This is a genomic window from Streptomyces sp. NPDC051976 (assembly GCF_040680795.1).
Taxonomy (GTDB): domain Bacteria; phylum Actinomycetota; class Actinomycetes; order Streptomycetales; family Streptomycetaceae; genus Actinacidiphila.
The window spans coordinates 1-11,805 of sequence record NZ_JBFAXL010000114.1 but is presented as its reverse complement, the minus strand read 5'-3'; the positions used below and the strand labels follow the sequence as shown (position 1 = coordinate 11,805).

General features: G+C 72.5%; 8 protein-coding genes and 1 pseudogene. 3 read left to right on the top strand and 6 right to left on the bottom strand.

The window, feature by feature from the left end:
* The 4 genes and pseudogenes from AB0M29_RS44235 to ssd form a co-directional block, all read right to left on the bottom strand.
* The coding region (locus AB0M29_RS44235; RefSeq protein WP_365393313.1) for a type II secretion protein F at positions 1-661 on the bottom strand (661 nt) is incomplete at its 3' end.
* Positions 662-810: 149 nt separating this feature from the next.
* Positions 811-1,491 (bottom strand): annotated as a pseudogene (locus tag AB0M29_RS44230) (type II secretion system F family protein); the annotation flags it as partial.
* 482 nt (positions 1,492-1,973) lie between these two features.
* Positions 1,974-3,128 (bottom strand): TadA family conjugal transfer-associated ATPase, encoded by a 1,155-nt coding sequence (locus AB0M29_RS44225; RefSeq protein WP_365393310.1) that lies wholly within the window; start codon positions 3,126-3,128, stop codon positions 1,974-1,976.
* The gene (gene ssd / locus AB0M29_RS44220; RefSeq protein ID WP_365393307.1) at positions 3,125-4,234 is read right to left on the bottom strand and encodes a septum site-determining protein Ssd; all 1,110 of its coding nucleotides are present in this window, start codon (positions 4,232-4,234) and stop codon (positions 3,125-3,127) included. Before ssd ends, AB0M29_RS44225 begins: the two co-directional genes overlap by 4 nt.
* Before the next feature lie 439 nt (positions 4,235-4,673).
* Between ssd and AB0M29_RS44215 the strand changes: the two genes are divergently transcribed.
* Positions 4,674-5,519 (top strand): HAD family hydrolase, encoded by an 846-nt coding sequence (locus AB0M29_RS44215; RefSeq protein ID WP_365393316.1) that lies wholly within the window; start codon positions 4,674-4,676, stop codon positions 5,517-5,519.
* Positions 5,520-5,862: 343 nt separating this feature from the next.
* On the opposite strand, the gene AB0M29_RS44210 is transcribed toward AB0M29_RS44215, so the two are convergent.
* Complete coding sequence (locus AB0M29_RS44210; RefSeq protein ID WP_365393304.1) at positions 5,863-6,720, bottom strand: oxidoreductase; 858 nt, start codon at positions 6,718-6,720, stop codon at positions 5,863-5,865.
* 106 nt (positions 6,721-6,826) lie between these two features.
* Between AB0M29_RS44210 and AB0M29_RS44205 the strand changes: the two genes are divergently transcribed.
* A complete protein-coding gene (locus tag AB0M29_RS44205; protein WP_365393301.1) occupies positions 6,827-7,873 on the top strand; it encodes an ATP-binding protein in 1,047 nt (348 codons plus the stop codon).
* Here the strand turns inward: AB0M29_RS44205 and AB0M29_RS44200 are convergent.
* Positions 7,870-9,081, bottom strand: a complete 1,212-nt coding sequence (locus AB0M29_RS44200) for a hypothetical protein (protein WP_365393298.1) — start codon at positions 9,079-9,081, stop codon at positions 7,870-7,872. The two genes, AB0M29_RS44205 and AB0M29_RS44200, sit on opposite strands and share 4 nt — an antisense overlap.
* A 279-nt stretch (positions 9,082-9,360) precedes the next feature.
* Here AB0M29_RS44200 and AB0M29_RS44195 point away from each other — a divergent pair, with 279 nt between their 5' ends.
* A complete protein-coding gene (locus tag AB0M29_RS44195; protein WP_365393295.1) occupies positions 9,361-11,619 on the top strand; it encodes a SulP family inorganic anion transporter in 2,259 nt (752 codons plus the stop codon).
* Positions 11,620-11,805 lie beyond the last annotated feature (186 nt).

The window sequence follows — 11,805 nt, the reverse complement described above, 5'->3', positions numbered from 1 at the left end:
GCGCGGCGCCGGTCGCGGAGGCCCGCGCGAGGCACCGGCCCATCTCGCGGGCGGCGGGCAGCCGCCCGAGCCGCTGCCAGCACTGCGCCGGGTCGGCGCCGAGCCGCAGCTCGGCCTGGGCCCGTATCAGTGCGGTGCCCAGCGGCCCGCCCAGGGACCGCCCCACGGCACCTGCCGCCTCTCCCGGCGACGCCCCCGCGGCGAGGCAGGCGGCCATCAGGTCGACACACAGCGGGAGTCCGGCCGCCGCGTCCAGGTCGTCGAACCCCGCGGCTCCCGACCCGTCGCTTCCCGCAGCCTCGGTCACCACGTCGGCCGGGGATGCGGCCAGCAGGCCGTCAGTGGCCGTCTGCCGCCCTTTCAGCCCCCTCTTGATCCCGAGAGCCATGATCACCCCTACGAGGCCGCCCAGGGCCCCACCGATCACCGCGACGGCCCCGAGGCAGGCCACGGCCGCGGGACCCCACTCCCGAAGCGCAGCGACGGGCGACCACCGCCCGCTGCCCGGCAGCGCTCGTCGGCGGCGCACCCCGAGCGCTCCCCGGAGGCGAAGCAGTGCGGTTTTCTCCCGTCTCAGCCCGATGGCGACCGTCAGCGCCATGACGGCGGCGGCCACCGCCGCCACGGTCATCCCCAGGCTGTGGATACTCGCGCCGCTCACGGCCGCCCCCTCCCCAGGGCGGTCGACCGGTCGGCCCGATCGCCGAACTCGGCCGGCCCGTACGCCGACAGGTCGCCGGGCACGGGTCGCCGGAGGTGCTCGGTGCGCCTCCCCCGCACGACCCGGGCGACGCGTCCCCCGGGACCGTCCTCGGCCGAGCGGATGATCTTGGCGGTCCAGGCGAGACCCGCCCACTCGAGAAGGCCGCCGACGAACAGGCAGAGCAGCCCTGTCGGGGTGTGCAGCAGCACTGCCGACGGGTCGGCGCCAAGTCCCTCGCCGAGCACGACCCCGAAGAGCGGCAGGAGTGCCAGCAGCACCGCGGTGGATCGCGGCCCGGCCAACTGGGCGCGGAGGTCGTCGTGTTGGTCGGCCTCGGCCCGCAACGCGGCCGCCACCCGGTCGAGCGCGGCGGCCAGGCCCGCGCCGCCGTCCACAGCCACCTGCCAGCAGGCCGCGACGGCCGCAAGCCCTCGGGTACCTGGATGGCACCGGGACGCCTCGCGCAGGGCGCGCGGCACGTCACCGCCGAATCTCGCCGCGGACAGCAGCAGTCGTGACGCCCCGGCCAGTTCCGGCACATCCGGCCATCCCGCCGACTCGACGGCGTCGGAGAGCGCGGCATGCGGCGGCTGTCCGGCCCGTAGATCTCCGGCGACCGTCCCGCACAGCGCGCTGACCGCCGCCACCCCGCGCTCCTCCGCGGCCCGCGCCTGCCTGCCCCGCAGGAACCGCCCCGCAAGGGGCACCGCGACACCAGCCGCGAGCACCGGCAGCACCGACCCGGTCGCCAGGCCGAGCAGCGCCCCCGCGGGCAGACACAGCACCTCCGCGCTCAGCCGCCACCCGAACCATCCACCGGGCGACCGCCCCGGGCCGAAAGCGCCGTCCTGGGGCCCGGCCGCGCCCGACCCGGCAGCCGCGCCCTTGCGCCACCCGGCTCCGCGCGACCCCGCTCCCCGCACGTCGGATCCCCTTCCGACGGGACCTGTCTGCCGGTCGGACGCCCCCAACTGCCCCCGTCCGGCCCATCGGGCGCCCCGATCTCCCCCGCGGGCCGGCCGCCCCGAGAGCGCCGCAAGGACGTACCCGACCGCTGCCCGCACCCACGCCAGCGCCGCGCCGACGCGGCCGGCCGGTGCCGGTCCCCCGGGCCCAGCCGTGGACCACGGCCCGGGGCGGGCGTCCCGCTCGCGCAGCAGCCGCCGCGCCCGGCGTCGGGAATCGTCCTGCTGCTGGTGGAGCGCCAGGGCGGCCAGGCAGGCGCAGAGGGCGGCGGCCCACACCAGGAGGCCGGGTTCGGATGCGGCGCTCATGACGTGCCTGCCGAGCAGAGTGCCGTCAGGCGCTGCCAGCCGGGGCCGCGTTCGTGGCGGCCCCGGGGGCCGCGGATCAGGGCGGGTTCGGTGAAGACCAGGCCGTCAGGGCGGCGGCGAAGGACGTGGATCTCGGCGACGCGCCGCCGGCCGGTTCTGTCGCGGTCCATATGGATGACGACGGACAGGGCCGCGGCCAACTGGCTGTGCAGCGCCGCACGATCGAGTCCGGCGGTGGAACCGAGGGCCTCCAGGCGGGCGGGGACATCAGCGGCGGCGTTCGCGTGGACAGTGCCGCAGCCTCCTTCGTGTCCCGTGTTGAGGGCGCTCAGGAGGTCCGTCACCTCGGCGCCCCTGACCTCGCCGACGACCAGCCGGTCCGGCCGCATCCGCAGCGCCTGCCGTACGAGGTCCCGGAGGGTGACGTGTCCCGCGCCTTCCTGATTGGCGGGACGGGTCTCCAGCCGGACCACGTGCGGGTGGTCGGGCCGCAGCTCCGCCGAGTCCTCGGCGAGGACGATGCGGGCGGCGGGGTCGACGAGGCCGAGCAGGCAGCTCAGCAGGGTGGTCTTTCCCGATCCGGTGCCGCCGCTGATCATGAACGACAGCCGGGCGTCGAGGATCGCCCGCAGCAGCCGGGCGGTCTCGGCGTCGGCGGTGTGCGCCGCGATGAGCTCGGCCAGGGTGAAGGCGCGGGCGCGCACCACCCGCAGGGACAGGCACGGTGATCCGACGACGACGGGCGGCAGGACGGCGTGCAGCCGGGTGCCGTCGGGCAGCCGCGCGTCGACCCAGGGGTGGGCGTCGTCCAGGCGGCGTCCCGCGGTGGTCGCCAGGCGCTGGGCGAGTCGGCGCAGCGCGGCCGTGTCGGCGAAGCGGACGTCGCAGCGCTCCAGTCCGCTGCCCCGGTCCGCCCAGACCTGGTCCGGGGCGTTGACGAGGACGTCCGTGACGTCGGGGTCGGCGAGCAGGGGTTCCAGCGGGCCGACGCCGACGAGTTCCGAGCGGAGCGCGGCGACCACGTCGAGCACTTCGGCGTCACCGAGCAGCCGTCCCTGGGCGCGCAGCGCGGCGGCCACCCGGGCGGGCGTCGGTTCGTCGCCGTCTTCCGCGAGTCGGAGCCGGACGGCGTCGAGCAGGGCGGCGCTCATACCGTCACGCTCCCGCCGCTGGGCAGGGCCTGGGCGAGGAAGGCGGTGCAGAACCGGGCCAGCGGGCCACGGCCGGAGGAGCCGGGCGGCCCGGTGCCGGACAGGGCGTCCGTCAGGGCGGGCTCCGGGGGCAGTTGGCCCGCCAGCGGGAGGCCGATGAGGCGCGCGACCTCGCTGTCGTCGAGGGCTGATCCGAAGGGGCCGCGGACGACGATGCGGAGGTCCTTGAGGACCATGCTCACGGCCGCCGCGACACGGGTGGCCGCGGCCACCGCGCGCAGCTCGGCCGGGACGACCAACAGGCCGACGTCGATCTGGGCGAGGGTCTCGGCGACGGTGTCGTCCACACGTCGCGGCATGTCGACGACGACCACTCCGCCGCGGCGGCGCGCGGCGCCGAGCACGGAACGCATGGCCTGCGGCGGGATGAGGACGGAGTCGCCGCGGTCCCAGCTCAGAACGCTCAGCGAGTCCAGCCGGGGCAGTGACTCCTCCAGCGCCCCGCTGTTGACGCGGCCGCGCGAGTCGGCGAGGTCGGGCCAGCGCAGGCCCCCGGTGCGCTCCGCGCCCAGCAGGATGTCGAGGCCGCCGCCCAGCGGGTCGCCGTCGACGAGCATGGTGCGGCGGCCGGTGCGGGCGGCGGTGACGGCGAGAGCGCAGGCCAGCGTGCTGGCCCCGGCGCCGCCGCGGCCACCGACCACGCCGACGGTGAGCGCGGGCTCGGTGACGCCTTCCGCCACGTCCGCGATCCGGTCGACGAGCCAGCTCTCCGCGTCGGGGAGGCACAGGACATGGTCGGCGCCCACCTCGACGCCCCTGCGCCAGACCTCGGCGTCGTCGAGATCCCGCCCGACCAGCAGCACTCCCTTGCGGCGAGCGGCGCCCCTCACCCGCGCGGCGGACTCCGCGCCCACGAGCACCAGCGGCGCATTGTCCCAACTTGTCGCACGCGGCGGAGCGGTGAAGACCACTTCCGGTTCGGTGCCCGCGGCCGCGCACAGTCGCAGCAGATCGTCGAGGAGTGATTCGTCCTCGGTGACAATCAACGGCCCGCCCGGTCCTTCCATCACGGTCGGCCGCCGGTCGGGCGTCTTGGATCCAGCCATTTCCCTGTCCCCCGTCGCTTGTGATGCGAGCACGGCGTGCATCGCCTGCGATCAGGTTGGGACAGAGCGCGGAATTGAGATGATCTTGGTCGGAATCGGTGGACAACTCAGCGATTGTGGATAACTTCACCACTCGCACGGGTGAGTTCGCGGGGATCGAGCAACGATTACGGAACGTCACGCGTCGAACACATCAGATCGATCACATGCGCGAAGGGGGAACAGTCGATGATTCCGGGGCAACGACACCGCGGGGACCGCCTACAGGCGTCCGGACATGCGACGACCCCCGCCGGGGGGGAGAGCGGGGGTCGTCCCCACGGTCCGACTCGGGGGGGGAGGAGCCAGACCGGGTTAGCACGGTCGCGAACGATCCGTGACTTCCATGGTGTACCCGAAGCCCTTCTCAGGCAAACCCACACGCCCGACCTTACGCCGAATGGTGGTTGCCTATGCTCGTCTCGTGGAAAACCACCTGTCACCCCGCACCGCGGCCTTCTTCGATCTCGACAAGACGGTGATCGCCAAGTCGAGCACGCTCGCCTTCGGGCGATCCTTCTACCAGGGCGGCCTCATCAACAGGCGCGCGGTATTGCGCACCGCATATGCCCAGTTCGTGTACTTGGTCGGTGGCGCAGATCACGACCAGATGGAAGGCATGCGCAAATACCTCTCCGAGCTGTGCAGAGGTTGGAATGTGCAGCAGGTGCGGGAGATCGTGGCGGAGACGCTGCATGACCTGATCGACCCGATCATCTACGACGAGGCCGCCTCGCTCATCGAGGAGCACCACGCCGCGGGGCGCGATGTGGTGATCGTCAGCGCCTCGGGCTCCGAGGTCGTCGAGCCGATCGGCGAGATGCTCGGCGCCGACCATGTCGTGGCCACCCGGATGGTCGTGGAGGACGGCGCGTACAACGGCGAGATCGAGCACTACGTCTACGGTCCGGCGAAAGCTGACGCCATCGCCGAGCTGGCGGAGTCGGAGGGCTACGACTTGGAACGGTCGTTCGCCTACAGCGACTCGGTGACCGACATCCCGATGCTGGAGGCGGTCGGTCATCCGTACGCGGTCAACCCGGACCGGGCGCTGCGCAAGGAGGCCGTCTCGCGCGACTGGCCTGTGCTCACTTTCAGCCGTCCGGTGCGACTGAACCAGCGCATCCCGTCGCTGTCCATGCCCCCAGCGCCGGTGCTCGCCGCCGCCGCGGTGGGGGCAGCGGTCGCCACTGCCGGGCTGGTGTGGCTGGCGTCCCGACGCCGCCAGCCTGCCCTTTTGTCCTGATTGAGGGCAAAAACAAAGAAGTGGCAGCCAGGGGTTCCGCTACTGCCCGGTCGGCGGTAGAAAGGACTTAGGCCCGCGAGACCACGGAGTTCCGAGAGGAAGACCGCAGTTCACAGCACATGGCCCCACGGACCCGCGCATGAATGTCGGGCACCCACGCGCCGCCGACCCGCTAACCGGGCCAGCCGCACCAGGTGACGGGCGAAGCTCCCGACCTGATGGGCGAATATCGAGCACGCATTGGTAACTTGACGGACATGCCAGCGGCGGCACCCCATGGTGCCGCCGCATCTCTTTTCAGCCAAAGCCATGGGCCGACTGCCCCCAGCCGGACGGGGGTTCGTCAGGCGGCGCCGCGCTGCAGGGCCTCGCAGACGGCCACGCTCTCGCGGACCCCGAGTTCCAGTGCCCGGCCGCAGTGCCCGATCCACTCGGCCATGCCCTCCGGCGTGCCGGAGGCGTACCCCTCCAGAGCCTTGAGGTAGCCCGCACGGCCCAGTTCGGCGTGACCGACCTCGGCGGGGCAGATCGACTTCGGGTCGAGGCCGCTGCCGACGAGCACGATCCGCTCGGCGGCGCGGGCGACAGGGCCGTTGAAGGAGCCGAAGGGCCGCAGGCAGAGCAGTTCGCCGTGCACCACGGCGCCGATGACGAGTGCCGGCGCGCTGGTGCCCGCGCGCAGCAGCCCCGCCAGACCGTCCAGCCGGGCGGCGACCTCGTCGGGCTCGGGCAGTGGGATCTCCGCGATCTCCACCAGCGGTTCGTCCACCGGCTCACCGGGCAGCCGGGGCCGCCCCACCGTCGACTCCTCCGCCAGGCCGCCCGCCGCCACCAGATGCAGCCGGGCGAGCGCCTGGACCGGCGACTGCCGCCAGATGCTGAGCAGTTGGCCGGCCTCGGCGGTCAGCCGCAGCGCCGCGCCGACCGTACGGGCCTCGTCGTCGGCGGAGAAGTCGCTACGCCTGCGGACCTCCTCCAGCGGCCAGTCGGCGCCCGCGAGCGCCGCGGAGCCGCGGGCGCCTCGCAGTGCGGCCTCCGACGCCACCTCGTTGGACCGGCGGCGCATCACCCGGTGCCCGTAGACCTTGTCCACGGCCTGCCGTACGGAGTCCACCGATTCGGGCACGCCCGGCAGCGCGCCGAGGACGGCCATCGGGTCCGCCTGCCCGGGGGCGGGGGAAGGATCAGCGTTCGTAGCCATGGTTCCGACCTTATGCATGGCGCATGCCGGTAAACGACCCCGATCGAGTGGCCTTCCCCACTCCCCCACCTCGCGATCCGTATTCGCTCGACTACGCTTGGCGAACATGAAGATCGCTTTCGTTGGGAAGGGCGGCAGCGGGAAGACCACGCTGTCCTCGCTCTTCATCCGTCATCTCGCCGCCGCGCGTGTCCCGGTCACCGCCGTCGATGCGGACATCAACCAGCACCTGGGCCCGGCGCTCGGACTCGACGAGGAGACGGCCGCGGCGCTCCCCGCGCTCGGCGCGCACCTGCCGGAGATCAAGGAGTACCTGCGGGGCGCCAACCCGCGGATCAGCTCGGCCGAGACGATGATCAAGACGACCCCGCCCGGCCAGGGCTCCCGCCTGCTGCGGCTGTCCGAGGACAACCCCGTCTACGCGGCCTGCGCCCGCACCGTCCACCTCGGCGAGCCGTCCGGCGCGGAGGACGGCGCCGGGGCCGGCCGGAGCGCGCGGGAGGGCGACGTACGGCTGATGGTGACCGGCCCGTTCAATGAGTCCGATCTGGGCGTCGCCTGCTACCACTCCAAGGTCGGCGCGGTCGAACTGTGCCTGAACCACCTGGTGGACGGCCGTGACGAGTACCTGGTCGTCGACATGACCGCGGGAAGCGACTCCTTCGCCTCGGGGATGTTCACCCGCTTCGACATGACCTTCCTGGTGGCCGAACCCACGCGCAAGGGTGTCGCCGTCTACCGCCAGTACAAGGAGTACGCCCGCGACTTCGGCGTCAACCTCGCGGTTGTCGGCAACAAGGTGCAGGGGGCGGACGACCTCGCCTTCCTGCGTGCCGAGACCGGTGACGACCTCCTCGTCACCGTCGGCCAGTCGGACTGGGTGCGGGCGATGGAGAAGGGCCGCTCACCGCGCTTCACCCTTCTGGAGGAGGCCAACCGCCGGGCCCTGCGCACGATGCACGAGCGGGCCGACGCGGCGTACGAGCGGCGGGACTGGCGGCGCTACACCCGCGACATGGTGCACTTCCATCTCAAGAACGCGGAGAGCTGGGGAAACGCGAAGACGGGCGCCGACCTGGCGGCCCAGGTCGACCCCGACTTCGTACTCGGCCAGCGGCAGGAGGTGGCGGCCGCGGCCGGGACCGGCTCCTAGCCGTCGGCGGCGCCGAGGAAGGCGGACCAGCCGCCCTTGGGGGCCTGGCCGACGTCCAGGGTGCGCAGTTTCGCGAGCACCTTCGGATCCTGGGCGTCCATCCAGTCCGCCACCTGCTTGAAGCTGACGCAGCGCACGTCCGGCTGCCCGCACACCTCCTTGATGGTGTCCTCGACGGCCTTCATATAGATGCCGCCGTTCCAGGACTCGAAGTGGTCGCCGATGAAGAGCGGTGCGCGGTTGCCGCGGTAGGCGCGGTCGAAGGCGGCGATCAGACCGTCGTGCATCTGCCGCCCCCAGGCCGGGTACATGGCGGGGTCGCCGTCCGTGGTGACGGACTGGTTGGCGAGGAAGTTGTAGTCCATGGAGAGCGTCTCGAACGCGCGGCCGGGCACGGGGATGTCCTGGAGGGGGAAGTCCCAGATGCCGTCGATCTTCGAGGGCCAGACCTGGCGACCGCCGACGGAACTGGCGTCGTAGCGGAAACCCATCGCCTTGGCGGCGGGGACGAGATTGTGCTGGCCTTCGAGGCAGGGGGCGCGGCCGCCGACGAGTTCGGTGCTGTAGTCGAAGGGCAGCGGCGCCAGGGCGGTGAGACCCGAGTTGGTCTTCCAGTTCTCCACGAAGCCCTGGGCCTGCCGGATCTCGCTCATCCACTCGCTCGGCGACCAGGTGCCGACGCCGCCGTCGGTGCCGCAGAAGTGGCCGTTGAAGTGGGTGCCGATCTCGCTGCCGTCCTGCCAGGCGAGGCGGAGTTCGCGCAGTGTGTCGGTGATCCCGGTGCGGTCGTTGAAGCCGATCTCTGAGGCGCCGCGCGGGTGCCGCGGCGGCGCGTAAAGCTCTTTGCGGTCGCCGGGCAGCAGGTACACGCCGCTGAGGAAGTACGTCATCGCCGCGTTGTTCTCCTCGCCGACCTTGCGGAAGTGCGAGAAGAGCTTCTGGCCGTCCTCGCCCGCGCCGTCCCAGGAGAAGACCACGAGCTGGGGTGGCCGCTGCCCCGGCGCGAGGCGCTGGAAGACCGGCTGGTGCGGCTGGGGGCCGGTGTCGGACGTCGATCCGTCGCCGATCAGCCGTACGGGGTGGGCGCTCTGCGGGGGCGCCGCCGCGGAGCGGACGCCGCCGGTACCCGAGGCGCTGGAGCAGGCGACGGCGCCCGCGGCGAGCGCGGCTACGGCGAGCAGTGCGGGTGCCTTGCGTACGGAGTGCATGCGTACCTCGCATCGCAGGGAGAGAAGAGTGCCAGAAGTGCTGGGAGGGACGGGAGGGCAAGCGCCCACAACGTGCCACGGCCACTCTTGAGACGGCTTGTACGACGGGCTCATTAATCTGCTAATTCACTCGATAGCAGTAAATAACTCCCCGATCAGACCTCTGTACTTCACTCTCCGCAGTCGAGAGATTACTCTCCATTTACCGACGCTTGGAAGTAGCGAGCGATAACGCTCCGCTACCACGTCCCGCCGCCCACCGAAGGAGACGGGAAAGAAATGCAGAGACTCCACCGGTCCGATCTGTCCGCCTCGATCACGGTCTTCCTGATCACCGTCCCGCTGTCGCTCGGTATCGCGCTGGCGACCGGCGCCCCGCTGCAGGCGGGCCTGGTCGCCGCGGCCGTCGGCGGCATCGTCGCCGGGTCGCTCGGCGGCACACCCCTCCTTGTCAGCGGTGGCGCGACGAGCCTCGTCGTGGTCACTGCGGGGCTCGTCCAGCGCTACGGCTGGCGCGGCACCTGCGCCATCACCGCGATCGCCGGGCTGGCCCAACTCCTGCTCGGGGCCGCGCGGGTGGCCCGGTCGGCCCTCGCGATCAGCCCCGCCATCGTGCACGGCATGCTCGCCGGGATCGGCACGGTCATCGCCGTCGGCCAGCTCCATGTGGTGCTCGGCGGCAGCCCGCAGATCTCCGCGCTCGACAATGTGGCCGCCCTGCCCGACCAGTTGGCGGTCACCAACCCGACCACGCCGGTCATCGGCGCGATCACCGTGGCCGTGGTGCTGGGCTGGCCGCGGCTGAAGGGAAGAGCCGGGGGCGTGCTGCGGACGATCCCCGCACCGCTGGCCGCGGTGGCTCTGGCGACCGCCGCCAGCGCCGGGTTCTCACTGCCGCGCGTCGACCTGCCCGCGTGGCAGGCCCCGGTGCTGCCCGCCCTGCCCGCGGGCCCCGCGCTCGGGGTGGCGGCGGCGGTGCTCACCGTCACCCTGGTGGCGAGCATGGAGTCGCTGCTCTCGGCGGTCGCGATCGACGCGCTCCAGGGCAAGCGCCCGGGACCGCACGCGCCTCCCGCGAAGCTCGACCGCGAGCTGCTCGGGCAGGGCGCGTCCAATGTGGTCTCCGGGCTGCTCGGCGGGCTGCCGGTGGCCGGTGGCGCTATCCGCGGCTCGGCCAACGTCGAGGCGGGCGCGGTCACCCGGCGCTCCACGGTGCTGCACGGGGTGTGGGTGCTGCTCTGCGCGGGGCTCGCCGGTCAGGCGCTCGACCTCATCCCGCTGGCCTCGCTCGCGGCGCTGGTGATGCTGGTCGGGGTGCGCATGGTGAGTTTCGCGCACATCCGCCATGTGCAGCGGCACCGCGAGTTCCCGGTGTACGCGGCCACGCTCGGCACAGTGGTGCTGTTCGGGGTGCTGCACGGGGTGGTGGCGGGCGTCGTGGTGGCGTTCGCCCTGTCGCTGCGCCGCCTGACCCACACCCGGATCACCGTCAGCGAGGAGCCGGGGTGCCACCGGGTGCGGGTGGCCGGGCAGTTGACGTTCCTGGCGGTGCCGCGGCTGACCCGGGCCTTCGCCCAGGTGCCCGAGGGGGCGAACGTGGTGGTGGAGCTGGACGGCTCCTTCATGGACCACGCGGCCTACGAGGCGCTCAGCGGCTGGTCCGCGCGGCACCGGTCACGCGGCGGCCGCGCGGTCCTCGGAGACGGCGCCGGACGGACCGTCAGCGAGCCGGCCAGCGCGCACGCCTGCCGCCCGTGGACCCCCTGGCGCAACCACCACTGCACGGGCCCCGCCACCACACCGGTGCCCGGCAGGGGACAGCTGCTGGGCGGCGTCAGCGCCTTCCAGCGCAACACCGCGCCGCTGGTCCGCGAGGAGTTGGCACGGCTGGCACGCGAGGGCCAGCGGCCCGGCCAGCTCTTCCTGACCTGCGCCGACTCCCGGCTGGTGACCAGCATGATCACATCGAGCGGCCCCGGCGACCTCTTCACGGTCCGCAACATCGGCAACATGATGCCGCCGCCGGGTTCCGACGTCTCCTGCGACTCGGTCGCCGCGGCGGTGGAGTACGCGGTGGAGGTGCTGCAGATCGCCAACATCACGGTGTGCGGGCACTCGGGCTGCGGGGCGATGCAGGCGCTGCTCGGCTCCGACCACGAACCGGGGGCGCAGACCCCGCTGGCCCGGTGGCTGCGGCACGGCAGACCGAGTCTGGCGCGGCTGGGGCGGATCGGCCGCCTCGGGCGCGGCGAGGTGGCGCTCGCCGACCGGCCCGTCGCCGACGACCTCGAACGGCTGAGCCTGGTCAACGTGATGCAGCAACTCGACCATCTGATGGCCCATCCGTGTGTGGCCCGCCGGGTCTCCGAGGGCACGCTCCAGCTGCACGGCATGTACTTCCATGTGGCCGAGGCGCAGGCATACATGCTGGACAGGACGACGAGCGTGTTCACGGCGGTACGGCCGGACGTGGTTCTGAGCGGCACGCCGGGCCCTCCCGACGCGGTGCACGAGGGGGAGCTGAAGGCAAAGGTCTAAACCATTTTCCGGTGAACCCTTGTCAGGGTGGCCCGGGACTGATGAGCTAGGGCTTGTCGTCTGGACACCCTGACAAGGAGCTGGCGTGAGCAGCAATGAGAGCCTGGCTAATCTGCTGAAGGAGGAGCGGCGGTTCGCTCCCCCGGCTGATCTGGCCGCTTCCGCGAACGTGACCGCGGCGGCGTA